The 24,976-nt window shown below is 66.4% G+C and carries 19 protein-coding genes and 3 pseudogenes; 15 read left to right on the top strand and 7 right to left on the bottom strand.

Going from position 1 to position 24,976, the window contains the following annotated elements; translation table 11 throughout:
• Positions 1–558: 558 nt before the first annotated feature.
• Positions 559–1,206: pseudogene (locus CRP45_RS01880) on the top strand (3-methyladenine DNA glycosylase); the annotation flags it as partial.
• Positions 1,207–1,685: 479 nt separating this feature from the next.
• Here the strand turns inward: CRP45_RS01880 and CRP45_RS01870 are convergent.
• Entirely contained in the window at positions 1,686–2,168 is a 483-nt protein-coding gene (locus CRP45_RS01870; RefSeq protein WP_097244498.1) for a DUF6326 family protein, read from the bottom strand.
• 162 nt (positions 2,169–2,330) lie between these two features.
• On the opposite strand from CRP45_RS01870, the gene CRP45_RS01865 reads away from it, so the two are divergent.
• Both CRP45_RS01865 and CRP45_RS01860 read left to right on the top strand, forming a co-directional pair.
• A complete protein-coding gene (locus CRP45_RS01865; protein ID WP_097243520.1) occupies positions 2,331–3,470 on the top strand; it encodes a sensor histidine kinase in 1,140 nt (379 codons plus the stop codon).
• A complete protein-coding gene (locus CRP45_RS01860; protein WP_097243519.1) occupies positions 3,467–4,123 on the top strand; it encodes a response regulator in 657 nt (218 codons plus the stop codon). Before CRP45_RS01865 ends, CRP45_RS01860 begins: the two co-directional genes overlap by 4 nt.
• Before the next feature lie 473 nt (positions 4,124–4,596).
• On the opposite strand, the gene CRP45_RS01850 is transcribed toward CRP45_RS01860, so the two are convergent.
• Positions 4,597–5,100 (bottom strand): transposase, encoded by a 504-nt coding sequence (locus CRP45_RS01850; protein WP_097243518.1) that lies wholly within the window; start codon positions 5,098–5,100, stop codon positions 4,597–4,599.
• A gap of 482 nt (positions 5,101–5,582) precedes the next feature.
• On the opposite strand from CRP45_RS01850, the gene CRP45_RS01845 reads away from it, so the two are divergent.
• Genes CRP45_RS01845 through CRP45_RS01835 form a run of 3 tightly spaced genes read left to right on the top strand, consistent with a single transcriptional unit; the run spans position 5,583 to position 9,361 of the window.
• A complete protein-coding gene (locus CRP45_RS01845; RefSeq protein ID WP_097243517.1) occupies positions 5,583–6,281 on the top strand; it encodes a TetR/AcrR family transcriptional regulator in 699 nt (232 codons plus the stop codon).
• Positions 6,282–6,284: 3 nt separating this feature from the next.
• Positions 6,285–7,907, top strand: coding sequence for a GMC family oxidoreductase (locus CRP45_RS01840; protein WP_097243516.1), 1,623 nt, complete (start codon positions 6,285–6,287; stop codon positions 7,905–7,907).
• Between the two features lie 20 nt (positions 7,908–7,927).
• Complete coding sequence (locus tag CRP45_RS01835; protein ID WP_342746970.1) at positions 7,928–9,361, top strand: flavin-containing monooxygenase; 1,434 nt, start codon at positions 7,928–7,930, stop codon at positions 9,359–9,361.
• A gap of 419 nt (positions 9,362–9,780) precedes the next feature.
• On the opposite strand, the gene CRP45_RS33095 is transcribed toward CRP45_RS01835, so the two are convergent.
• Positions 9,781–10,044: a TetR family transcriptional regulator gene (locus tag CRP45_RS33095; RefSeq protein ID WP_143861305.1), complete on the bottom strand. Its 264-nt coding sequence runs from the start codon at positions 10,042–10,044 to the stop codon at positions 9,781–9,783.
• 432 nt (positions 10,045–10,476) lie between these two features.
• Here CRP45_RS33095 and CRP45_RS01825 point away from each other — a divergent pair, with 432 nt between their 5' ends.
• From CRP45_RS01825 to CRP45_RS35190, 4 genes are all read left to right on the top strand, one after another.
• Positions 10,477–11,931 carry an FAD-binding protein gene (locus CRP45_RS01825; RefSeq protein WP_097243513.1) on the top strand — a complete coding sequence of 485 codons (1,455 nt, stop codon included), beginning with the start codon at positions 10,477–10,479 and terminating at the stop codon, positions 11,929–11,931.
• Entirely contained in the window at positions 11,928–13,049 is a 1,122-nt protein-coding gene (locus CRP45_RS01820; protein ID WP_097243512.1) for a 3-ketosteroid-9-alpha-monooxygenase, oxygenase component, read from the top strand. The genes CRP45_RS01825 and CRP45_RS01820 overlap by 4 nt, the downstream gene beginning before the upstream one ends.
• A gap of 995 nt (positions 13,050–14,044) precedes the next feature.
• On the top strand, positions 14,045–15,007 hold the full coding sequence (locus CRP45_RS01815) for a hypothetical protein (protein ID WP_143861304.1): 963 nt from the start codon (positions 14,045–14,047) through the stop codon (positions 15,005–15,007).
• A 157-nt stretch (positions 15,008–15,164) separates the two neighbouring features.
• Complete coding sequence (locus tag CRP45_RS35190) at positions 15,165–15,749, top strand: recombinase family protein (protein ID WP_143861303.1); 585 nt, start codon at positions 15,165–15,167, stop codon at positions 15,747–15,749.
• Here the strand turns inward: CRP45_RS35190 and CRP45_RS01805 are convergent.
• A pseudogene (locus CRP45_RS01805) lies at positions 15,644–16,077 on the bottom strand (transposase); the annotation flags it as partial. The gene CRP45_RS35190 and the pseudogene CRP45_RS01805 sit on opposite strands and share 106 nt — an antisense overlap.
• 445 nt (positions 16,078–16,522) lie before the next feature.
• On the opposite strand from CRP45_RS01805, the gene CRP45_RS01800 reads away from it, so the two are divergent.
• From CRP45_RS01800 to CRP45_RS01790, 3 genes are all read left to right on the top strand, one after another.
• A complete protein-coding gene (locus CRP45_RS01800; protein WP_097243509.1) occupies positions 16,523–17,029 on the top strand; it encodes a YybH family protein in 507 nt (168 codons plus the stop codon).
• Between the two features lie 513 nt (positions 17,030–17,542).
• Entirely contained in the window at positions 17,543–18,397 is an 855-nt protein-coding gene (locus tag CRP45_RS01795) for a helix-turn-helix transcriptional regulator (protein WP_097243508.1), read from the top strand.
• A gap of 73 nt (positions 18,398–18,470) precedes the next feature.
• Positions 18,471–19,250 carry a glucose 1-dehydrogenase gene (locus CRP45_RS01790; protein ID WP_097243507.1) on the top strand — a complete coding sequence of 260 codons (780 nt, stop codon included), beginning with the start codon at positions 18,471–18,473 and terminating at the stop codon, positions 19,248–19,250.
• A gap of 13 nt (positions 19,251–19,263) precedes the next feature.
• Here the strand turns inward: CRP45_RS01790 and CRP45_RS01785 are convergent, their stop codons facing one another.
• From CRP45_RS01785 to CRP45_RS01775, 3 genes and pseudogenes are all read right to left on the bottom strand, one after another.
• Positions 19,264–20,076, bottom strand: coding sequence for an enoyl-CoA hydratase-related protein (locus CRP45_RS01785; RefSeq protein ID WP_097243506.1), 813 nt, complete (start codon positions 20,074–20,076; stop codon positions 19,264–19,266).
• Positions 20,077–20,135: 59 nt separating this feature from the next.
• A pseudogene (locus tag CRP45_RS01780) lies at positions 20,136–21,284 on the bottom strand (acyl-CoA dehydrogenase family protein).
• A 54-nt stretch (positions 21,285–21,338) separates the two neighbouring features.
• Positions 21,339–21,929, bottom strand: coding sequence for a QsdR family transcriptional regulator (locus tag CRP45_RS01775; RefSeq protein ID WP_097243505.1), 591 nt, complete (start codon positions 21,927–21,929; stop codon positions 21,339–21,341).
• 465 nt (positions 21,930–22,394) lie between these two features.
• Here CRP45_RS01775 and CRP45_RS01770 point away from each other — a divergent pair, with 465 nt between their 5' ends.
• Together CRP45_RS01770 and CRP45_RS01765 are read left to right on the top strand one after the other, a co-directional pair.
• Positions 22,395–23,366: an NAD(P)-dependent alcohol dehydrogenase gene (locus tag CRP45_RS01770; RefSeq protein ID WP_097244497.1), complete on the top strand. Its 972-nt coding sequence runs from the start codon at positions 22,395–22,397 to the stop codon at positions 23,364–23,366.
• Positions 23,367–23,726: 360 nt separating this feature from the next.
• Entirely contained in the window at positions 23,727–24,968 is a 1,242-nt protein-coding gene (locus CRP45_RS01765) for an oxygenase MpaB family protein (protein WP_097243504.1), read from the top strand.
• Positions 24,969–24,976: the final 8 nt, after the last annotated feature.

Raw genomic sequence — 24,976 nt, 5'->3', positions numbered from 1 at the left:
TTGGACGAGCTCGTCGGACCGTATCTGGAGCGGCGGGCCGCCGGTAATACGCATCCGGTGGTCGATTTCCTGTTCACCTATTACGGCAACAAGCCCGCCCAGTTGCGCCGGTGGCATCCCGGATTCGGCATCGGGCTGGCCGGGGCGCGCGAGTACGAAGGGGCGCGGGGATACCACCGGGTCTCGGTGCCCGAATGGTCCGACCGGCTCCCGGCGCACGAGTCGTTCCGGCACGCCGCAACCGAGACTTCCGACCGGGCCGCAGCGCGCGAGCCCAGCTCGACCGCGACGAAGGGCCGACCTGGCCGGGCCGTGGCGCACGAGTCGTCCCGGCACGCCACAACCGAGATCTCCGACCGCGCCGCAGCGCGCGAGCAGCCCAGCTCTGCCGCGACGAAGGGCCCACCTGGCCGGGCCGTAGCGGGCGAGTCGACCGGCGAGGGCGCGGCCGGTCCGGAGCGGGCGGCTGGTCCGGACCGGGCGGCCGGTTCCGAGCGGGCGGCCGGTCCAGAGCGGGCGGCCGGTCCAGAGCGGGCGGCCGGTCCAGAGCGGGCGGCTGGCCGAGAGCGGGCGGCGGTGGTGTTCACGGCGGATCCCGCCTATCTCGCACGCCGCCGCGACACCCTCGAATTCGTCGCGAACCTGTTGCGCGCCACCGCATCCCGGCCCGCCCAACTGTCCTGTTTCGGGCTGCACGAGTGGGCGATGGTCTACCGCACCGACGACGTCCGCCACCGGCAGGTGCCGCTGCGGCTGGGGTCCGAGGGCACCGACGCGGTGGTCGAAGCGATGTCGTTGCGCTGCACCCACTTCGACGCGTTCCGCTTCTTCACCCCCGAGGCCGTCGGCCGCAACGCGCAGCCGCTCACCCGCGCCGATCAGGTGGCGCGCGAACAGCCCGGCTGTCTGCACGCCAACATGGATCTCTACAAGTGGAGTTTCAAGCTCGTCCCGCTCGTCGCCTCCCAGCTGGTCTTGGACTGCTTCGAATTGGCCTGCGACGCACGTGAACTCGACATGCGCGCCAGCCCCTACGACCTCACGGACTACGGCTACGCGCCGATCCGCATCGAAACACCGTCCGGGCGCGCGGAGTACGTCCGCCGCCAGGCCGAGATCGCCGAGCGGTCCGCCACCCTGCGCGCCGCCCTCCTCGACGCCTGCGAGAACCTGCTCGCAGCCAGTCCGGAACACGCCGCCAGGTAGGAGCGCGACGGCTCAGCGCACGACGCGACGCTGTGCACCGACCCGACAGCACAGCTTCGTGCAGACGTTTTGCGTCAAGCGATTCGGTCGGCGCTCAGGTCTGTCGTCGTCCCTGCATAGCGGTAGCTCGAACTCGGCCAGGTCGCCGAAACCGAGATCGTTCGACGCGCGCAGAACTTCCGAGGATGGGAGACCGCGGAAGAACGGCGCTGAACTCGGCGCGCCCTCGGTCGAGGCCGAGCCAGCCGAGTCTTCCACCATGAGGCCGATCACCCGACCGTCTGCGGCGACGACAGGTCTGGTGTCGGTTCCACTTCTAGGACTGCGACATCCAAGGTCGGATGCACGCCCCGGACATGAGCAACGCGGGATTCTCCACCGGAGAGTCCCCGCCAGACGGCAGATGACGTAGCCGCCAGGAGCCCACACCGCAGCACCGAGACAGATGGCTCCGAACAGGACGGGAACCGCTCTTGGGTTCACGCTTGCTGTTGGGCGCGAACGGTTTCACGGTCCGGGCTGGTCGCCGACGGTGCGGTGCGGGGCCAGGTCCAGGCGTACCACACGATGACGGCGAGAAGGATCAATTCCAGCACGATGCCGAGGCCGTAGAAGTACAGCCAGGACTCGCCCACCGCGTTGAATGCCGTGACGGGGACGTAGAGCGAGGCCACGATGAGGTTCGTGATGCGGTTCGCCAGGGCGGGCAGCGTCATCGACAGCACGACCATGAGGATCGGGATGGCCATGAGGGTCAGGGCCGTGGTCGAAAAGGTCTGGGAGACGTCGAACTCGAAGACCTTGCCGTCGAGGATTTCTTCGATGACGCCGGGCGTGAAGAAGTTGAGAATGTCCACGTAGGCGTAGAGGAACATGAAGCTTGTCCACGTCGCGGCGAGCTTGGCTCTCACCGGGATCGGCTGGTCTTCCAGTGTGGCGGTGGTGGTTTGACCTGTTCTCATCATGGGCTCCGTTGTTGTGGTGAGGATCGGTAGGTCCACGATCGCTGAGCCCGGCGGCGGGCGCCTCGGCCCGGAGGCTGGGGTTCGCCTGGCCGATGGCATGGTCTCTTTCTCGTACTTTCGGCGGGTACGCCGAGGCGCGCCGACCCCTACGCTGGAGCCGTGGTCACTGTCCGGCGCTCCATCTGGCATGAGCCGCGGCCTGCTGACGCCCCACCCATCGGTCGGCTCGACTGGCTGCTGGTGGGCGTGTTCGCGGCCGCCGCCTTGGTCGAGGGCATCGCTCGGCCGGGCTTGGCCTTGCGACCCCTTGTGACGGTGCTCGCCCTGGCGCTGATACCTGCCCTGCTCTTGCGGCGGGGTCGCCCCCTGATGGCCGCCCTGGTCGGGTGGGGCGTCGCCGGGCTGCTCTCGGTCCTCCAGCTGACTGCGCACGCCGGGGACCTCGGCCTCTACTCCATGATGGCCGTCCTGATCCTGCTCTACTCCCTGGTGCGGTGGGGCTCGGGCCGGGAGATGGTCTTGGGGACGACGTTCGTGACGGTCGTCGTCGCGCTGGGGATGTACGTCTCCTCCGCGGGCTGGGCCGACGTTTTCGGCGGGAGCGTCCTCTTGCTGTTGTTCGTCGCCCTCGCGGCGGTGTTCCGCTACCGCGCGGACCTCTGGCATCGCCAACAGCGCGAGATCCGCAATCAGGAGCGGGTGAGACTGGCTCGCGAGTTGCACGACACCGTGGCCCACCACGTCTCGGCCATCGCGGTGCAGGCGCAGGCCGGTGGCGTGGTTGCCGGCATCGAGCCTGAGAAGGCTGCCAAGATCCTGGCCGCGATCGAGTCCGAAGCGTCGCGAACCCTGGCGGAGATGAGATCCATGGTGCGGGTGCTACGTGAGGAGGAAACCGTCGCCTACTCACCGCAACTGGGTGTCGCGGACCTGCCTGCTCTGGCGCGCACCGACGCGACGCCCACCGTCGAGGTCTCGCTGGCCGGTTCGTTGACCCGGCTGGCACGACCCGTGGATGCCGCGCTCTACCGGCTCGCGCAGGAGTCGCTGACCAACGCCGTGCGGCACGCCAGGAGCGCGACCCGCGTCGGGATCGACGTACGTCGGGAGGGCGACGCCGTCAGGCTGCGTGTCAGCGACGATGGACAGACCGAGCCGGGGCCGGCCCCGGAGCCTGGGTTCGGCCTGCTGGGCATGGCCGAACGCGCCCAGCTCCTTGGCGGATCGCTCTCCGCGGGGCCGGGGCCCGAGGGCGGCTGGGTGGTCGAGGCCGTGCTGCCGGTGGAGGCGATGGCGTGAGCATCCGTGTTGTCGTAGCCGACGACCAAGACTTGGTCCGGACCGGGCTGGTGATGATCCTCGGCGCGCAACCCGACCTCGAGGTCGTGGGCGAGGCAGCAGACGGGCTCGCAGCGCTCGACCTGGCGACCCGGCTGCGTCCCGATGTCCTCCTCGTCGACATCCGGATGCCCGGGCTCGACGGCGTCGAGGTGACGCGGCGCCTGGCCGGGCCGAACGTGGCGGACCCGATGGCGGTCGTCGTGATCACCACCTTCGACCTCGATGAGTACGTCCTCGGCGCCCTACGCGCAGGCGCCCGCGGCTTCCTGCTCAAGGACGCCGGGCCGGAGCTCCTCGTGCAGGCTGTCCACGCGGCGGCCAACGGGGACGCGCTGATCGCCCCCAACGTCACCCGCCGGCTGCTGGCGACCTTCGCCGACCAGGCGCCGGTGGTACCGGTCCAGCCCATCGACCCGCTCACCGAGCGCGAGAAGGAGGTGCTCGCGCTGGTGGCACGGGGCCGGACCAACGCCGAGATCGCCACCGAGCTCTTCGTCGGCCTGAGCACGGTCAAGACCCACGTCGCATCGTTGATGACCAAGCTCGGCGCCCGCAACCGCGTCGAGATCGCGATGTGGGCATACGACACCAGACGCGTGCGAGCCGAGTAGTGGGTGTGGAGGACCCGACCCGCTTGCGGCGACAATTCACGACCACGCGGAGGCCTTCCTCGCGCCACAGCCGCTGGATCTTCGACCGCGACCTGGCGGATGCCGGCGCCCTCCCGCCGCCGGTGGGCGATGTGGATGCGCTCGTCCTCGGTCGGAAACCGGGGCATGCGAACAGCCGAGGCTACGATCTCCCCGGCCGTCCATAATGACCAGATGCTATGCGGGGTCCAGGGACACTCGCTTCGGCGCCTGGCAAACGTCCTATGCCGCTGACCGCGCTGCTCGAACCCGTCATCGAGGCCGCGCGACTCACCGCAGGCCGAAGCGCGTGAGCAAACTGGTTGTGACCAGACCGAATATCGATCGTCCCCCACGCCGGGCAGGTGCGTCCTTCGCGGATGCGAACCAGATTTTGTCAACGCCGGGTGAATCGTGGATCTGGCACAATTTTGGTGATAGCGGATACCGGTTGTTCACCCGCTCAACAGGATTCGCTTCCGCAGGAGGTCGGTCTTCGCGCGGCCGAGCATCTGTCGTTTGAGCATCTTGATGCGGTTGACGTGCCCTTCGACCGTTCCGCTGCTCCACTGCATGGTCAGGCCGGCGGTGACCGCGTCCTGGTCGCGGCGCAGTCCTCGGACGAATGAGTGCAGCGCCGGTTGATCGTCGGCGTCGACGGCGGCCATCCACCGTTCGAGGTCTCGACCGCGCCGCTGGGTCATGATCTCGGCGAATGCGCGAACATGCCCGGTCAGGGCGGCAAGGTCCGGGCTGGCGGCCAGGATCCGATCGAGGCGTTCTTGGTGCTCGGTAGCGAGGGTGACGGGATTGGTCATGATCCAAGCGACGACCTTGCGGACTGAGGGCGGCTTGGCAGGCGTGACCGGGACGTGGGTGAAGGCGCGGAAAGGCTTCAGGTAGTTGCGCACCAGCTTCTCGCTGCCTTGGTAGCCGAGTGCCTTGATTTCGGCGAACAACTCGGTCGCGTTGGCGCAGCCCGCGTCCCAGCGCCGATGCAGCTCGGGTTCGTATTGCTCGAGAATGCTGACGCGGTATCCGGTGCGGTTGTCGACCAGCAGTTCCTCGGCCGAGGCAGCACGAGCGAAGCGGTGGGTGGTGCCGTGAGCCAGCCCGAGCTCGCGGCCGATGGCCAGGATGCTCGCACCCTGCGCCAGCAGCGCGTGGACCGCGGAAACAGGACACTCGTCGGACCAAGATCAGAGCACCCGCGACATCATGAACTATCAACCGCCCCTTCGCATCCCGAAGCTGGTCAATCACGAAGTCTGTGCCAGATCCGGTTTTCGAGGAGCGCCGACAGCGGCCACTCTTTTCCGAACACCGACCGGGGAGTTGAGCGCTACAGGAGGTACGGACAAAGAGCGGCTATCGATGAAAAGCGCGCCCCGGGCGGCTGCTGAACCCACGGAGCCATCACCGGGACCGCCCATGATCGAGCATGTGCAACAGATCTGACCTATTGACATTTAGCGACCGATTGGTTGCAATCTTCGGTGTGACCGAGAACACGAATGTGCGCCGCACCCAGGCGGAGCGCACCGCATCCACGAAGGCAGCGCTGGTGGACGCGACGATTGAGACCATCGCCGAGATCGGCTACTACCGTGCTTCCCTCGGCGAGATCTGCGAGCGGGCCGGAGTATCCAAAGGTGGACTGTTCCGCCATTTCGACTCGCGACTCGCGCTGGTCGTCGAGGCCGCCGAAGAGGTCGGTCGCCGAAACATCGCGGGCTTTCGCGCCCTCGGCGACGCGCCCCTCGCCGACATGCTCGCGTTGACGCGAAGCCAGTCACGAGCGCAAATCAACGCCATCTGGTTCGAGTTGCTGGTCGCCGCTCGCACGGACCCCAAGTTGCGCGAGCAACTCGCTCCGGTAGCGGCCCGGCTTTATGCCACCATCGACGAGCTCGCCGTCCTGCCGTCGTCGGGCGCAGGAGTCGACCCCGCGTTGCTCCGGTTGATGGGCACATCGCTGTTGCACATGTTCGACGGAGAGGCCGTCCTTCGCGAGGTCCTCCCGCGACCGGAACTCGAAGACGCCCGCTTGAAGGCCGCGACCGAACTGTTCAATGCCCTCGTCGCGCTTCGCCGCGACTACCCGTCCGTCGCCGTCGAGCGAGCCGACAAGGAGAAATGACCCATGGCTCGAGATTTCCCGCCCGAAACATCCGCGGATTACATAGTGGTCGGCGGCGGCAGCGCCGGAGCGGCCGCAGCACGTCGGATCGCCGATGCCGGCGCCGCGGTCCTGCTGCTCGAAGCCGGCGGTAGCAACGACTCCCGGCTCGTCCAGGTTCCAGGCATGGTCGGGGCGATGCACGGGTTCAGCCGCCTCCAGCGCAGTGTCACCTGGCAACCTCGCACCAGCCCCCAGCCGCATGCCGCCGGACGCCAGATATCGCAGATGCACGGGCTCGGGCTGGGCGGAGGCAGCGCCGTCAACGGAATGATCTGGTCCCGCGGGCACCGGAAGAACTACGACGACTGGGCGTCCGCCGGTTGCGCCGGCTGGAGTTACGCGGACGTTCTGCCGATCTTCCAGAGCATGGAGACGTTCGAGGACGGCGCGAACGACTATCGCGGCGGCTCGGGCCCGATCAGTGTCACCCGTGCCCGTGATATCGCCGGGGTGACGACAGCCTTCCTCGACGCGCTCGCCGCGACCACCGGAGTCACCCACAACGCTGACTACAACGCCGCCGAGCAGGAGGGCGTCTCGCTCGCCCAGTGGAACGCGGCCGGGGGGCGCCGGCAGAGTTCGGCCGAGGCGTACCTGCGCGATGCGCCGCCGAACCTGCATGTGCGCACGGGTGCGCAGGTCACGCGGATCGTCATCGACAACGGCACAGCCGTCGGCGTCGAGGTCGCCACCAAGCAAGGCACGCAGCGTCTCGTCGCGCGCCAGGAAGTCATCGTGAGCGCCGGTTCGTTTCGCACCGCTCAACTCCTCATGCTCTCCGGAATCGGACCGGCCGCACACCTGGCCGAACATGGGATCCCAACACTGTGTGACCTGCCGGTCGGCGAGGGCCTGCAGGACCACGCCGTTGTACCCGTGGTGTACAACGTGACCGAAGGTCCGGTCCTCGGTGCGGCGAAGTTTCTCACCGCGATGGTCAAGGAGCGCATCCGGGCGAACTCGACCTTCCTGGCCGGCTCCTACATGGAGGGTATTGCCCACATCAGGTCGGAGTACGCGGACGCGGTTCCCGACCTGCAACTGTTCGCAACTCCGCTCGGTCGCCGAGGCGCCGATGCCACGATCCCGGGAGTCCACCCCGACATCGACGGCGCGTGCTTCACGGTCTACCTCGTGCTGCTCTATCCGCAGAGCTCGGGAACAGTCCGGCTGGCCTCACGCGATCCGCACGCCGCGCCCGTGATCGATCCTCGTTACCTGAGCGCATCCGCAGATCTCGACGTGCTGATGTCGGGAGTGGAGATCATCCGCGAGGCAATGGCACACCCGCAGGCCGCTTCCTACGTCCGCGCCGAAGTGGCGCCTGGCCGAGCCGGCACCACGCCTGCGGCCGCCCGAGAGGACGCACGCCGCCGGATGTCGAGCGTCTACCACCCTACCGGCACATGCCGGATGGGGGTCGCTGAACGAGCCGTGGTCGACCCCACGTTGAAGGTGCGCGGGATCGAGCGTCTGCGCGTCGCGGACGCGTCGGTGATGCCGTCCATCCCCGGCGGCAACACCAACGCGCCGTCGATGATGATCGGCGAGCGCGCCGCGCAACTGGTACTGGAGGACGCATGACCCCGCTCTATGAGGTTGCCGTGATCGGCGCCGGCATCTCCGGCCTCGGCACTGCGATCAAGCTGCGCGAGGCGGGGATCACCGACTTCGTGGTTCTGGAGAAAGCCGACAGTGTCGGTGGCGTCTGGCGGGACAACACCTACCCGGGTTGCGCGGTCGACATCCCCTCGGTCGCCTACTCGTATTCCTTTGCGCCCCACGATGGTTGGAGTCGCAAATACGCACCGCAGCCGGAGATCTTGTCGTATCTGCGCGAGACCGCCGATCGCTTCCGCGTCAGCGAGCATCTGCGTCTCGGGGTCGAGGTGTTCGATGCGGGCTGGGACGGGACGCAGCGGTGCTGGGTGTTGGACACCAGTAGCGGCGAGATCCGTGCACGCTCGCTCGTTGCCGCTGCCGGCCCCTGGCACGAGCCGAGCCTGCCCTGTATCGAGGGCCTCGACTCCTTCCCCGGACCGGTGTTCCACACCTCACGCTGGGATCATGACGTCGATCTCACCGGACAGCGGGTGGCGATCGTCGGAACCGGCGCCTCCGCGATCCAGGTGGTGCCGAGCATCGCCGAGCAGGTGGCCGAGCTCCATGTCCTGCAACGGACCCCGCAGTGGGTCGTGCCCAAGGCAGAGCCCCGTCCGTCCCGGGTCGTCCGGCGCCTGGGTCTGAATCGTCTCGGGTTGGTCCACGGATTCCGGCGCCGGCGCGAGGAACTGATCCTCGAACTCACCAACATCGCGTTCCACCAGCCCTGGGGGCAGGCTGCCTTCAAGTGGATCGGACGTCAGAACATTCGCGCGGCCATCGCTGACCCCGAGCTGCGTGCGGCTCTCACGCCCGAGTGGTCCGTCGGCTGCAAACGGCTGCTGATGTCGAGTGAGTACTACCCCGCGCTCGCGCGGCCGAACGTCTCGGTCGTCTCGACCGGCCTGACTGCCGTCCGCGGGAACACCCTGGTCGGCGAAGACGGCTCCGAGACCGAGGTCGATGTCGTGATCATGGCGACCGGGTTCAAGATCCTCGACATGCCGATCGCGGGCAGGGTCAGGGGCATCGACGGACGCAGTCTGGCTGAGCACTGGGACGGCAGCCCACAGGCGTACCTCGGGTCCACGGTGCCCGGCTTCCCGAACCTCTACATCCTCTTCGGGCCGAACGTCTCGGCCGTCGCGTCGGGGTTCCTGATCGTCGAGTCCCAGCTGCAGCAAGTGGTTCAGGCACTGACTCACCTGCGGCGTAGCGGCGGGGTGTCACTGGAGGTCCGGGCCCACGTGATGCACAAGTTCAACGACGACGTCCAGGCCGCGCTGCAGAGCACGGTCTACAACTCGGGCGGATGCCGCAGCTACTACTTCGACAAGAATGGCCGCAACGGCTTCTCCTGGCCCTGGTCGGCGCGTCGGCTCCGTCGGATGACCGCCCGCTTCGACCCAGCGGACTATGTCGTAACGCGAGCGTGAGGGCGTTGCTTCACATACTCACCCGGACTGTTCCGACGGTCGGCGCCCGCCGACCGTTCTCAGGTCAGCCCTGGTCGACGGTGTGGGCCTCGGCGCGCAACAGGCCCACCAGCATGTCGACGATGTCGGCGGCGCTCCGGTGGGTCTAGTGCCGCTCCACCGCTCGCTCGCGATCGGCGACCAGCGCGAACATCGCCGCGGCCATGGACTCGATCCGGTGCACACGACGCGCGGGAGTCTAGTGGCTCAGCGCTGCCTCGATCTGGGCAGTGACGATACGCACCGCCCGGTTGTCGCGCCATGCTCGGGCCGGGTCCTATCCGCGACGGCTGGTTGAGTCCGTACCACCTCGAGGAAACGCGCGTAATGCGTGCCCCGGCCCTCCTCGGAAATGTCGATCACCGGCCGAGCGAGAATGCTCACCAGCGTGTGGATGTCGTTGCCGCTGCCCTGGGCTTCGTGGTCGGCCAGCAGCCGCAGGCGGACGGTCTCCAGTGCCCGCATACGGCGTTCGACAACAGCCTGGATGAGACCGGCGCGGGAGCCGAAATAGTATGCACGGCGGAGTTGTTGCGCTGGCCGGCCTCGGCGGCGATGTCACGCAGCGGCACCTCGAGACCACGCAGCGCGATGAGCCGCTCGGCAGTGTCGAGCAGCGCGCTGCGAGGGTCGTTTGTGGACATGTAGCGAGCCTATCTGCCTGGACGACCGCCTGAGACCTCCGGCCAGGTGGGCCAGTTTGCGCTGAGTCATGTTGTTGTGCAGCATGTTTCGGCCCGGCAGCACCGAGGATCGGGACGACAAGTGGTGGGCTGCAAGGGATCCTGTTCGTGCCCGCCCGCCGGCATCGGGTCGGAAAACCCGCCCAGGAACTCTGTTCAGCATGCGCATTGCCATTGGCGAACAAGGCCACTTGACCGTGCATGCGGGCTCGGGCCTCCGATATCGGTCGGAGCTGCCGAAGTATCCGAGAACAAGTTAAACACAAGTATTGCAATAATTAATCAATGGTGTTTAACTCGATCTCGAGCCGAGGCCATCGCCGATATTCGAGTGTGAGGTGCAGCAATGCGAAGAGCTGGAAGCGCCCCGGTCACGGGAAAGGACCTCGAGTCATGGTGGTGAACAACGTGATTCCCGAGTTGGTCGGGGACGACACGGCCGGGTTGGTGTGCGTGGATGTAGTGGTGGTGGGCGGCGGCATCGCAGGTGTGTGTGCCGCTATCGCCGCCGCCGAAGCGGGTGCCGACGTGCTGCTGGTCGAGGCTGCGGGGACGACAGGGGGCACATCGGCACTGGCCGCGGGCCACTTCTATCTGGGCGGTGGTACTCCGGTGCAGGCCGCCGCCGGCTTCGAGGATTCACCGGCCGCCATGATCGACTACCTCACGGCTGTCACGCCGCATCCGGACATGGACAAGATCCGCCGGTATTGCCACGACAGCGTCGCGCATTTCGAGTGGCTGGAGTCGCAGGGACTCGAATTCGAGCGGTCGTTCTATCCGGGCAAGAATGTCGTACAGCCCGGCACCGAAGGTCTGATGTGGACAGGCAACGAGATGGTATGGCCCTTTCGCACCCAGGCCGTTCCGGCGCCGCGCGGGCACAAGGTCGCCGCAAAGGCCGAACAGGGCGGCAATCGCGCAATGCAAGTGCTGTCCGCCGCCCTGGCCAGGGCGGGCGTCCGGCTCGAGACCAGCACCAAGGTCACTCGTCTCGTCGGCGACAGTGACGGTCGAGTAGTCGGTGTGGTCTGCGTGTGCGAGGGACGATCCCGAACGGTAGGTGCCTCCGCAGTGATCCTCGCGACCGGGGGCTATGTCATGAATCCGGACATGGTCGCAGAACACACCCCCGCGATCGCCGCGCACGCAATGCCGTTGGGCACCGCCGGCGACGACGGATCGGGCATCCTGCTGGGGCAATCAGCCGGTGGCGCGCTGGCCCATATGGACGGAATGTTCGCGACAGCGTCGTTCTATCCACCCGAGCAGCTGCTCAAAGGGATCATCGTCAATGCGGCCGGTGAGCGGTTCGTGGCCGAGGACTCGTACCACGGCCGCACGGCCAGCGCGGTGTTCGCGCAGGAAAACTCGGTGGCCTACCTGATCGTGGATGCCGACACCATGGTGTGGCCGCAGCTGCCGATGGTGAAATTCATCGACGGATGGGAGTCGATCGGCGAAATGGAAGCGGCGCTGGGGATTCCGGGAGGAAGACTGGCCGCCACGCTGGACTCCTACAACACCCACGCCGCATCGGGCGAAGACCCACAGTGGCACAAACATTCCAAGTGGGTGACGCCGCTGACGCAGGGTCCCTGGGGCGCTTTCGATCTCAGCCCCGCACGTGCGACCTATGTCGGATTCACCCTCGGCGGGCTGCGCACCACGGTGGAGGGACAGGTCTGTCGTGAGGACGCCAGCATCGTGGCCGGCCTCTACGCCGTCGGCGCATGCGCTTCCAACATCGCCCAGGACTGTTCCGGCTACGCGAGCGGAACCTGCCTGGGAGAAGGCTCGTACTTCGGCCGGCGCGCCGGAACACACGCGGCGGGAGCAGCACGATGACGATCCGAGAAATCGACAGCGGCACCGCGTTCATCCGCTATGCGCGCGGGTGGCACTGCCTGGGCCTGGCCGACGCCTTCCGCGACGGGAAGCCCCACGCGATCACCGCATTCGGCACCAAACTGGTCGTGTTCGCCGACAGCAACGGGACGTTACGGGTGCTCGACGGCTACTGCCGCCACATGGGCGGTGATTTGAGCATGGGCACTGTCAAGGGCGACGATGTCGCTTGCCCCTTCCATGACTGGCGGTGGGGCGGTGACGGTCGATGCACCTCGATCCCCTACGCCAAGCGTGTGCCGCCGCTGGCACGTACCCGATCGTGGACGACGCTGGAACGAAACCAGCAGCTGTTCGTCTGGCACGACATCGAAGGCAATCCGCCACAGCCACAGGTCGAGATTCCACAGATCGAGGGCATGGGAACCGAACTCTGGAGTGAGTGGAGCTGGAACTCCATCCTGATCGAGGACTCACACTGCCGCGAGATCGTCGACAACAACGTGGACATGGCGCACTTCTTCTATATCCACCACGCCTATCCGGTGTTCTTCAAGAATGTGTTCGACGGTCATATCGCCTCGCAATATCTGCACTCCAAGGCGCGGGCGGACACTGCGCCCTCGGGCTCCGTCGACGAGAACGCTCTGCTACGGTCGGAAGCCCACTACTTCGGGCCGTCCTACATGATCAACTACCTGCACAATGACTTCGGCGACCGCACGGTCGAGGTCGTGCTCATCAACTGCCATTATCCGGTGACACAGGACTCGTTCGTCCTGCAGTGGGGCGTGAGTGTCCAGCAGTTACCCGGCCTGCCCGCCGACAAGGCAGCAGCGCTGGCCGTCAAATTCGGGGACAGCTTCGGCACCGGCTTTCTCGAAGACGTCGAGATCTGGCGCAACAAGACACGTATCGACAATCCGCTACTGTGCAAGGAAGACGGGCCGGTATACCAGCAGAGGCGGTGGTACGAACAGTTCTACGTCGACGTGGCGGACATTACCGACGATATGACCGCACGGTTCGAATACGAAGTCGACACCACTCTTGCCAACCAGGCCTGGAAAGCGGAAGTGGCCGCTAACCTCGCGGACCGCCGCCCGACGGCCAACTGAGCCCGGATCCGCACTCGGTTCCGGGCATGTGACCGCTGGTCTGCCCAGCATCTCCACTGCCGTATCCCGGGTCCCGGTTCGGGAGGTCCTGCCGGAATCAGCCGTCGTTGGGGCGCGGACTGCGGTGAACAATGTCCACCGAGCCGGTTCCGCCGTGCCGGTTCCGCGGGAGATGCCACATCCGCCGGCGGCCCGAGGACGCCAGTTGAAATGAGCGGTCCCTAGTGGAATCACCGATCACCACCTGGGCTTCGAGGAGGCCGGCAACCCGCTTTCTCGGACCTACAAGGCGAAACAGGACTCCAATCTGGGCGGACCCATTCACCCCCAGGGCCCGCCTACCAACGGCACACCACCGGGCCTCTCGTGCCGCCACCGCGAACCCTTCGTATCCCACGCCCTACGCAATGCACCCGGCGTGGACCCGATATCGGCCAGCACAGCGAGGGCCTGCGCACCACCCAACGAATCCTGTTCGGCACGAAGCACTTTCAGCATCAGTTTCAGTCCCGCGGATGGTGCGTTCGATCATCCGCAAGTCGTCCTCGTCCGGAACACGCCGCCAGGTAGAAGCGCGACGGCTCAGCACAACGCGACGCTTTGCACCGACCCGGCAGCACGGCATCGCGATTCGCCGGGACGACACACACTGGAGCCGCACGCCGAATTGTTAGCGTGGACTATGCCCAGCGAATCCCCCGCGGCGGCGACTCTGCGCCGCGAAGTTGAGAATGTTCAAAGGGCTGCAAGCATGGGCGGCGAGCCCTGCGGCCCGAACGACCTGCCTTGGCTGTGCCGCCCGTGACATGGGGCGAACACCATTGGCGAGGCTATTGGCCAGCGCTGGGCGTATCTGAATTGCCGCCGATCCTGCTGTACTCACGATGTCCTCTGAACAGGTTGGGGCTCCGCGACTTCGGAGTCCCTACCGGGCCCGCATGATTTCTCCACACTTGGTCACCTGATCGGACATAACTGGTCGATATAGTGACCGCGTGTTTGCTCGTGATACATCGTCGAATCGCTTGAACCGTCTCGCCTACATATTGCAGGTCATTGCCGTAGGCGCGCTGGCCGCGGCGTGGCTGGCGATCGGGCTCGGACTGTTCTCGGGGCCGGAAGCAGATCTCGAAGCGGGTGGCCGCTTCGCCGCCAACTTCACGGTCTATTGGCCGTTCCTGTTTGTGATCAGCCCGGTGCTGGTCGTCACTGGCATTTTCGGGCTGCTGCCATACCGGTTCGCGCCTGGCGGCACCATCGCGGGTGGAATGATCGCCAGTTTTTTCGCTCAGTGGGTGGGAACCGAGCTGTACTTGTCCGACTACAATCCGGAGCTACCCGGACGCCTAGACACGAGCGTCGCCGCGGCGTGCGTCGCAGTTGCCGCAGCGTTCACGGCAGCCTTCGTGCACCTGTATAGCAACCGATCCGGTCGGACGCGTGCCGCCTCGATGCGAGGCGGAGCAGTGCTGGCAGTTGCCATTCTCGTCAGTGCGGTGGTCACGATTCCGCCGCTGATCGCGGGCAGCGGCACCCCGTCCGGTGTCCTGGCTGGGCTCGTCACCAACCCCCATTGCGGCAGGAAAGTGTCGGACTGGACGGACGAGGGACAGACGACCGTCTATACGGGCGACGCGACACAGTGGTATCCGCCGAAGGATGTGCCGGACAACATGTTCGGGGTCCTGGTCACCTTGCGTAACGGCACGGGCAGCGTCGAAACCACCCCGCCGACCGCGATTTCGTTCCGAGACGAGATACCATTTCGGTCGGGTCCGCCGGCAACCGAATTGCTGCTGTATCAGCCTGGTACCGGCAACGGGTCCGCGTTTACGCGCCTGCGCGATCCGAAGTGTGAGGCCGACAGTAGCCGGGTGGTTTCGGCGACCTACATGTATGAAGATTTCGGCGGAACGAGCGACTCGCGGATTCGGGGCAAGGTATCTCGCCGCGAGTAACCCACTGACAGGTGTGTTGACAGCCGTCGCTGATCCGGATATCCGCACATGCCGCCTGTCGCGCGGGCTGCTCCAGGCCTTGGGATTGCAGAGTCGGCCCCGCTCGCCGGGGCTAGCATGTGATTAGTAGCCCCTTACCCGTTGGGGAGTGAATTTCATGGTAAAACCGCAGTTCACGGCCGGTAGCGATCTGATGTTGGACATCTACGCGCGCGTGTCGCGGGTGGGTGATGAGCGGCAGCGGTCCACGGGTGGGCAGGTGGACGACTGCACGGTGCGGGTGCAGGATCTGGGCGCGACCGTCGGGCGAGTGCATGTCGATGACGGGCGGTCGGCGTGGAATCCCATTGTGCGGCGGCCGAAGTGGGATTCGTTGATGACGCGCCTCGAGTCCGGGGAGACCGGCGGGGTGGTGGTGTTCGACATTGCCCGGTTCTCCCGTCGCCCGATCGAGGGCGAGCGGTTGATCCTGGCCGTCGAACGGGGCCTGGTCGTGCTGGACAGCGAGGGCGAATACGACCTCGAAACAGCAAACGGCCGCAAAGCTTTTCGTGACCAGCTCAACGCGGCAGCCTATGAATCCGACCGCCTGTCCTCGCGAGTCAAACGCGGCAAACGGGTGAAAGTGGCCTGGGCGTCGAGTTCGGCGGCCATGATCGATACCTGCGACTTGGACAGCTTCGTCACGCCCAACGACTCGACGAGTTTCCCCATCCGGCGGGTCGATACTCCCAGCAGGTAGCAGGTCGCCACCACCGAAGTGAGGGCGCGTTCGGCGCGTTTGCGGTGCTCGAGCAGCCAGTCCGGGAAGTAGCTGCCTTGGCGCAGCTTCGGGATGGCCAGGTCGATGGTGCCGACGCGGGTGTCGAAGTCGCGGTGGCGGTAGCCGTTGCGATGGTTGACCCGCTCAACAGAGCGTTCGCCGTAACCGGCGTCGCACAGTGCGTCGGCCTCGGCGCTCATGATCGTCTGGACGAACGTGGACAACATGTTGCGTAGCAGGTCGGGGCTCGCGCCAGCGAGTGGTCCGACAGCAGCTTGCTCGGGTCGATAGGCTGGACAGAGGTCATCGCGTGAGAACTTTCTTCCTTCAAGAACTTTGGTAGGTACTTGAGGATCACGCGGTGACCGCCCACTTCCCGGCTACGACACGCCGGGCCTGTCCCGGCTGGTCGAGCTGCTACACCACGCTATTGGACGCAACCATTCGGGGCGCGGCGAGAGCACGAATCCGGATGGATCGGTTAGGCAGTGTTGGAACCGCTGCCGACGGTCCGCGCGGGATTGACCGCTACTGGTCTCTGACCACAGAGCTTCTTCGAACACATCGCTGGTCGGTGAATCCTGACGGCACGCTTGACGGGTGTCGTCGAAGGCTGGCCAGGACAACAACCAGATTCGCAGGCGATGTCGCATGCACCTCACATTTGCTGTTGCTGCGTCGTCGGAGTTCTCGAAGCGCAGAGTGCGCCGCCGGGTAGCGGATCGCGGCCCAGAAAGTCGAACGGAGACAACATGACCTCGATTGAATCCCAGATCAGGGCGTTTCTGGAGGACCGTGCGGAGGCGCAACGGTCGAAGGACATCGACGGCCTCATGTCGTTCTATTCGCCTGACATCGTCTACTACGACGCCGTCGCACCGCTCCGGTTCACCGGGGCCGATGAGGTGCGCCGCAATTTCGTGCGATGGTTCGACGGCTACGTCGGTCCCATCGGCTTGGAAACGCACGACCTGACTGTCGTCGCAGCTGACGACGTAGCGTTCGCCAATATGCTTCATCTGGACTCGGGAAAGCGTCGAGGCGGGATCGATCTGCCGATATGGGTACGAGAAACGGTCTGCTTGCGACGATCGAATGACACCTGGGCCATCACCCACGAGCACATCTCGATTCCGATCAACCCAGCGAACTTTCAAATCTGGTTCGCATCCGCGAAGGACGCACCTGCCCGGCGTGGGGGACGATCGATATTCGGTCTGGTCGCAACCAGTTTGCTCACGCGCTTCGGCCTGCGGTGAGTCGCGCGGCCTCGATGACGGGTTCGAACAGCGTGGTCAGCGGCACTACGGGGCGTTCGTCGTGGCTATAGGTCCCGCCACACGATCTCGACCGAGGATGTGTCGAACCGCCGCGCCTTGCCGTTCTGGTCGACCCATTTCGCGGCACACACCCGCGCAAATTTGACGACGACTCTCGATCAGCCGCGCGGCGGCCCCGTGCCACCACCACGAACCCTTCGTGTCCCACGCCCTACGCAATTCACCCGGCGTGCACCCGATATCGGCCAACACAGCGAGAGCTTGCGCGCCACGCAACGAATCCTGTTCGGCACGAAGCGCTTTCAGCATCGGTTTCAGTCCCGCAGATGGTGCGTTCGATCACCCGCAAGTCGTCCCCGTCCGGAACACGCCGCCAGGTAGGAGCGCGACGGCTCAGCGCACAACGCGACGCTCGGCACCACCCGACAGCACAGCATCACGATCCGCCGGGACGACACACCGGAGCCACACGCCGAATTGTTAGCGTGGACTATGCCCAGCGAATCCCCCGTGGCGGCGACCCTGCGCCGCGAGCAGCTCCGCGATTTCCTGCGCACCCGCCGCGCCCGACTCACCCCCGGTGACGTCGGCCTGATCGCCGCGGGCAAGCGGCGCACGCCGGGGCTGCGCAGGGAGGAGGTCGCGCTGCTTGCCGGGGTCGGCGTCTCCTGGTACACGTGGCTCGAGCAGGGACGCGACATCAAGGTGTCGGCGGAGGTACTCGACGCGGTCGGCCGCGCGCTACGCCTGACCGAGCCCGAACGCGCGCACCTCTATGTGCTCGCCGGTCTCAATCCGCCCCGCACGGGCGCGGCGCGCGACAGCGAAGTCTCGCCACAGCTTCGGCAGGTGGTCGACGCGTGGGCACCGCGTCCGGCGATCCTGCGCGACCGTTATTGGAACCTGCTCGCGATCAACGAGGCGACGCGCGCCGTCTTCGGTTACGACGACGCCGACCGCAACTGCATCGTCTCGTTCTTCACCAACGCCCGCTACCGCGGCATGCACGACCCGTGGGCGTCCATCGCGCCCGCGGTCGTCGCCGCCTTTCGCGCCGATGCCGACCAAGCCCCGGACGATCCGGAGTTCCGCCGCGTCATCGACGAACTCATTTCGGCCAGTAGCGAATTCGCCGAGTTGTGGACCCGCCACGACGTCGGCGTCCCCGGGCAGGGCGTAAAGGCCGTGCGCCATCCGGAGGCGGGCGAGCTGTTCTTCGATGTGACGACCTTGGTGGTCGCCGACCGCCCCGATCTGCACCTGGAGCTGTACCACCCGCGGCCGGGGACCGCGACCGAGGAGCGGATCGCCCAGCTCTTGCGTGCCCCGGTGGCCGCGTCGGTCTGATCAGGGTGGTGTTGCCAGACCCACGTTGATCACACACTGTTTGCCACGCGCCTGGCTCGGCAGGCTGAATGCCATGACGCACAACACTTCCGGCACCTTCCGATTCCAGGACAAGATCGCGCTCGTCACCGGCGGATCCAGCGGGATGGGTCTGGCGACCGCGCGCCGACTGCTCGCCGAGGGCGCCGCCGTGGTGATCACCGGCCGGGACAAGGCCCGGCTCGATGCCGCGGTCCAGGAACTCGGCGGCGGCGACCGCCTCCTCGCGATGCCCGGTGACGCGTCCAGCCTCACCGATCTCGACGCGCTGACCGACGCGATCCGGGAACGCTTCGGCCGCCTCGACGTGGTCTTCGCCAATGCCGGTGTCGCCTCCTTCCAGCCGCACGCCGACGTCACCGAGGCCGAGTTCGACCGCGTGGTCGACATCAACTTCAAGGGCGTGTTCTTCACGCTGCAGAAGACGCTGCCGCTGCTGCCCGACGGCGCGGCGATCGTCGTCAACGCCTCGTGGACCCTGCACCGCGGCATGCCGGGCGCCTCGCTCTACGCGGCGACCAAGGCGGCGGTCCACAACCTCGCGCACACCCTCGCCGCGGAACTCGGCCCGCGGCGCATCCGCGTCAACTCGGTGAGCCCCGGCTACATCGAGACCCCGATGTTCCACGCCGAAGTGTCGGCGGAGGCGCGGACCGCCGTCGTCGGCGAGGTGGTCGCCGGACGGATCGGCACCGCCGAGGACGTCGCCGACGCCGTCGCGTTCCTCGCCTCCGCGGAGGCGTCCTACGTCAACGGCCAGGATCTGATCATCGACGGCGGCCTGGTCGCCGCGATCCCGGGCAAGCTCCTCTGAACTCGTCGGCGAATCACTTGACGTCCAATGCCTGGAAGGCCGGAACGCGCTTCTCCAGGTAGCTGCGCACCCCTTCGGCCGCGTCGGGGTGGCGGAAGGATTCGACCATCAGCCGGTCGGCGACGCGGACGGCGGTGTCGAAGTCGATGTCCAGCCCCTGGTACACCTGCTCCTTGATGACGCTCATCGAGGTGGGCGAACTGAACTGCGCCAGTTCGGTGGCATAGTCGATCGCCACCGTCAGCAGGTTCGCCGAATCGACGACACGATCGATCAGACCGAGCCGGTGCGCTTCTTCGCCGGTGATCACGCGTCCCGAGAGCAGGAGGTCGAGGGCACGGCTCGGACCGATGAGCCGTGGTAGCAACCACGCGATGCCGTATTCGGCGATCAACCCGCGCCGGACGAACGCTGTGGTGAGCTTCGCCTCGGGCGTGCTGAACCTGAGGTCGCAGTACAGCGCCTCGACCAGACCGAGTCCGGCCGCGGCGCCGTTGATGGCGGCGATCATCGGTTTGCGCACCGTCAGCGGGAAGGCGCGGGGCCGCGGCCGTTGCACCGGCCGCAGATCGTCGGCGGTGCTTGCCTCGTGCCGGTCGTCCATGTCGGCTCCGGCACAGAAGCCGCGCCCGGCGCCGGTGACGACGATGGCCCGCACGTCGGGGTCGGCCTCGGCCTCGTCCAGGAGCTCGAAGTATCGCCGCTCGAGTTCGTCGGTCCAGGCGTTGAGGCGTTCGGGTCGGTTCAACGTGAGTACCAGGACCGGACCGCGCCGCTCGGCGAGGACCGGCTCGTGGCACTCGGCCGCCGGGCTCCGCTCGATCATCGGATCCCTTTCATCTGTTCAGAAGCATTGCCGTGCAGTGCAATTCAGCTCGGTGCGGTTCAACGATATTTGCGCAGTTCCTGCTGGGCGATGGCGCGCTTGTGGACCTCGTCCGGTCCGTCCGCGAGGCGCAGGGTTCGAACGTCGGCCCACGCGCGGGCCAGCGGGAAATCGTCGGTGACACCGGCGCCGCCGTGCACCTGAATGGCTCGATCGAGAACCTTCAGCGCCATTGCCGGCGCGGCCACCTTGATGGCGGCGATCTCCGTGCGCGCGGCCTTGTTGCCGACGGTGTCCATCATCCACGCGGCCTTCAAGGTGAGCAGCCGGCTTTGTTCGATCTCGATGCGCGCCTCGGCGATCCAGTCCTGGATGTTGGCGCGCTCGCTGAGCGGCGACCCGAAGGTGGTGCGGGATTCGGCGCGGCGGCACAGCAGCTCCAGTGCCCGCTCGGCGACGCCGATCGCGCGCATGCAGTGGTGGATTCGGCCCGGCCCCAGCCGAGCCTGACTGATCGCGAACCCCTCCCCTTCGCCTGCGAGGACGTCGGCCGCGGGCACTCGCACGTTGTCGAAGTCGATTTCGGCGTGGCCCTCGCGATCCATGTAGCCGAAGACCGGCAGGCTGCGCAGGACGGTGATGCCCGGCGCGTCGATCGGCACGACCATCATCGACTGCTGGCGGTGCGCCGGGGCGTCCGGATCGGTCTTGCCCATCACGATCAGCACCGTGCAGTTCTTGTGCATGGCGTTGGAGGCGAACCACTTTCGGCCGTTCAGCACGTAGTCGTCGCCATCGCGGGTCATGCTGAGCTCGATGTTGGTGGCGTCCGAGCTGGCGACCGCGGGTTCGGTCATCGCGAAGGCCGAGCGAATCGTGCCGTCCAGCAGTGGCCGGAGGTACTTCTCCTTGTGGGCTTCGGTACCGAAGAGAGTGAGGACCTCCATGTTGCCGGTGTCCGGCGCCGCGCAGTTGGTCGCCTCCGACGCGAGATGCAGGCTGCGGCCCATGATCTCGGCCAGCGGCGCGTATTCGAGGTTGGTCAGCCCGGGTCCTCATTCGGGGTGCGGGTGGAACAGATTCCACAATCCACGGCGGCGCGCTTCGGTTTTGAGTTCTTCGATGACCGGCGGCTGGAAGTGCGGATCACCGGCCTTGTGCATCTGTTCCTCGTAGACGGATTCCGCCGGATAGACGTGTTCGTCCATGAAGCCGGCGAACCTTGCCCGTCGTTCAGGAGGCGAGAAGCACGCTCCGCGCGCTCACTCCGCCTGAAGCACCCCTTCGACCAAGGCGGTGACGAGCGTCGACGCCGTGGCGACGCTCGATTGCCGACCCGTCAAACGGTCGGCGTACAAGATGGATTCACCGAGTCGCACCACGGCGAAGGCGAGGGTGTCCAGATCCACCGAAGGTCGCAGGCCGCCCTCTCGGACGTCGCGGTCCAGCAGGTCCCGGATGGCGGCGATCATCCGGGGTTGGACCGCGCCCGCCGGATCGGTCAATGCCCTGATCGCCGGGATCGGCTCCTCCTCCAACAGCTTCTGGAAGCCGGTGTCACGGCCGGTCCGCACGCCGTGATCGGTGACGATCCACATGCTGCGCAGTGCTCCGCTTTTGTTGCGCACGACGTTGCCGTTCGCACGCTGCCAGCGACGGATGGAGTAGTCCAGGTTACGTCGGCTCAGCCACCACAGCGCCTCGCTCAGGAGCTGATCACGGTTGCCCGCCCGCCGAAACAACGTCACCCGCGAGATGTGCAATTCGCTTGCCAGCGCACCGAGGTCGAGGCGCCTGCCCTCCACGATCGCGGCCGCCGCGCAACGGATGATGTCTTCGCTTTCCACCGGCATAGTCCCTACCGTAAGCGCACGGCATTCGCGGCCGTCGCAGTGCACCGGCGTGACTCGCCGGTGCACTCGACAAGCTCTGACCTCCCCAACTCGCCGCTGGCAATTCACCCGAATCGAGGGGGATGACGGCTGCTCGTCTACCCGGAGGAACCCGCCCGGCGCGGCGGCCGCCGTCTGTGCGGCGGGCACCATCCTTCCGCAACCAAGCAAGTTCATCGTCGCCCGCTACACCCCGGCGGGGAACGTGCTCGGACAGTTCACCGAGAACGTGGGCCGACCTCGGTGGACCGCATACTGCTCATGCTCCGGCTCGCTGCCGTTCAGGTGGTCGAGGGCCTGCTCCCGGGGCCGAGCATTTGCGGCGAGGCTCGAATCAGTGCTGGTCTCAGGGGTTTCCCCGATGTCCGCTCCCGCTGCGCCGAACTACCGTTTCGGCGATAACGGGTAGCGCGAATGGAGAACCCGATGAAGGCGATCATTCAGGATCGGTACGGATCACCGGAAGCCCTAGAGTTCGGGGACGTCGACCCACCCGCGCCCGGCGACGACGAGGTGCTCGTCCGGGTGCACGCCGCCGCGGTCAACGCCCTGGACTGGCATGTGATGCGCGGAGATCCGTATCTGGCCCGACCGATGATGGGACTGCGTGGGCCGAGGGCAAAGATCCGCGGCCGCGATTTCGCGGGCCGGATCGAATCCGTTGGGCGAAACGTGACGCGACTGAAGGCCGGCGACGAGGTGTTCGGCGAGGCCGATGGCGCCTTCGCCGAGTACCTGGCCGCGCCGGAAGGCGTCGTGGCGCACAAACCCGCTCGCCTGACATTCGAGCAGGCGGCCGCGATTCCCTTGGCGGGCAACACCGCACTCATGGGACTACGGGATCTCGGGCAGGTCCAGCCGGGTCATCGAGTTCTGATCAATGGCGCCTCCGGCGGCGTCGGCACATTCGCCGTGCAGATCGCCAAAGCCTTCGGCGCGGACGTGACCGGCGTGTGCAGCACCAGAAACGTCGAGCAGACGCTGGCGCTCGGCGCGGACCGCGTCGTCGACTACACGAGCGACGACTTCACCACCGGCACAACGCGATACAACCTGATCTTCGATCTCGTCGGCAACCGCTCGCTGACCGAATCCCGGCGAGTGCTGACACCCACCGGGAAGCTCGTCCTGTCCGGCGGCGGCGTGTACCGCGGCGGCTCGATCGTCGGGCCGATGGCGCTCATGGTGAAGGGCATGGTGTTGGCGCGCTTCGCCCGCTGGGTGGACGTCCTCCAAGCAGAGCAGCGCGCCGCCAATCTGACGGCGCTCGCCGAGCTGGCCGAAGCCGGGAAGCTCACACCGGTGATCGAGCGGACCTACCCGCTGAGCGAGGCCGCCTCGGCCATCCACTATCTGGAAACCGAGCACGCGCGCGCGAAAGTCGTCATCACCGTCTGACGACAACCGCCGCGGTTCTGCCCGAGCGGCGCGCGCCCGCACACTAAGTTACCAGAGATTATCCAATGGAGTCCCCTAGGGCGCACCCTCGCCAGTTCGTCGACTCACGACACCCTTGCGCCGCTGCGAGGCGCAGCCAAGTCATGAAAGATGCGCCAGACCATCGAGCAACAGCCGACCGAGCACGACGACGCAACCCACCGCAAAGTCGCGGAGAACGCCGGAACCTCACATCGAGCAAAACGCGGACAGCCCTCCAACGAGCTGCTAAGTTAATAGCAATTCCTCGACCGCGCGGCGACAGGCATGGTCTGTCGCCGCAGGGTCGGGGTCTGCTCGTACTCAATGAGGAGTGACGTCATGGATGGACTCAACAGACGTGATGCGTTGAAGGCCAGCGGGATTCTCGGGGCGCTCGGCGCTCTGGCGATCGTTTCGCCCGCGCGGGCGGAGCCGTGGACCTGGTCACCGCAGGGCTCGGTGGCCGGATCCGGATCCGGCGCCGACCCGATGACGGTGTGGGATCCCGAGGCCGACGAGTTGGTCGCCGGGTTGATCGACAGGGGCGAAGTCCCCCGGGTCAACGAGTTGTTGCGGACCTGGACCAGGAACGGCCAACCCCTGCCGGACGGTTTGCCTTCGGAGTTGCGCGATTTCATGGAGTACGCGCGTCAGCTGCCGCAGTGGACCGATCGGGCCAAGCTGGGTACCGCGATCGAGTTCAACAAGAAGCGCGGACTCTATCTCGGCGTGCTCTACGGTTTCGCCAGCGGCATGATGAGCACCGTCATTCCCAAGGAGGCGCGGGCGGTCTACTACTCCAAAGGCGGGCAAGACCTCAAGGACCGCATCTCCAAAACCGCCAAACTCGGGTACGACATCGGCAGCAACAATGCCTACGGCCCCGACGGGGAAATGGTCGTCACCTGCGTGAAAACCCGGCTGGTCCACGCGGCGGTGCGCCATCTGCTGCCGCAGTCACCGCACTGGGTGCACTCCGCCGAGGAAGACATTCCGATCAGCCAGAACGACATCATGGTCACCTGGCACAGCCTGCCCACGACCGTCATGAGGCACCTGACCGCCTGGAAAGTGCCGATCCCGCCGCACGAATCCGAGGCATTCCTGCACTCCTGGCAGGTGGCCGCGCACATGCTCGGCGTCCGCGACGAATACATCCCCAATTCGTGGGCCGAAGCCAATTCCCAAGCGGCGCAGGTCCTCGATCCCATCATCGCGGCGACGCCCGAGGGCGCGAGGCTGGCCGACCGACTCTTGGGACTTGGCGCCAACCTCGACTTCGCGATCCTGAGCAAGCCGGTCCTCGGGTCGTTCACCCGCTTCCTGCTCGGCGACAAGATCGCCGACGGGCTTTCCATCCCGAGGGAACCGGTCTGGGACCCGCTGCTCCGATTCAGCTGGGGCCCTTTCATCGCCGTGCGCGAGGGCCTGCTCACCGCCGTCCCGCCCGCGGCGGACGCCTACTGGCTCCTCGACGAATTCCTCCGCAAAGCCGTCCTGGTCTATCTGGCCGAACTGCGCATGCCGATCAGCATCGAACTCCCGATGATGAACCGCGACATGAGCGTGCCACCGCGCTGAATCACGGT

This window comes from Nocardia amikacinitolerans (assembly GCF_900215415.1).
GTDB lineage: Bacteria > Actinomycetota > Actinomycetes > Mycobacteriales > Mycobacteriaceae > Nocardia > Nocardia amikacinitolerans.
This window is presented reverse-complemented; position numbering and strand designations above follow the sequence as displayed.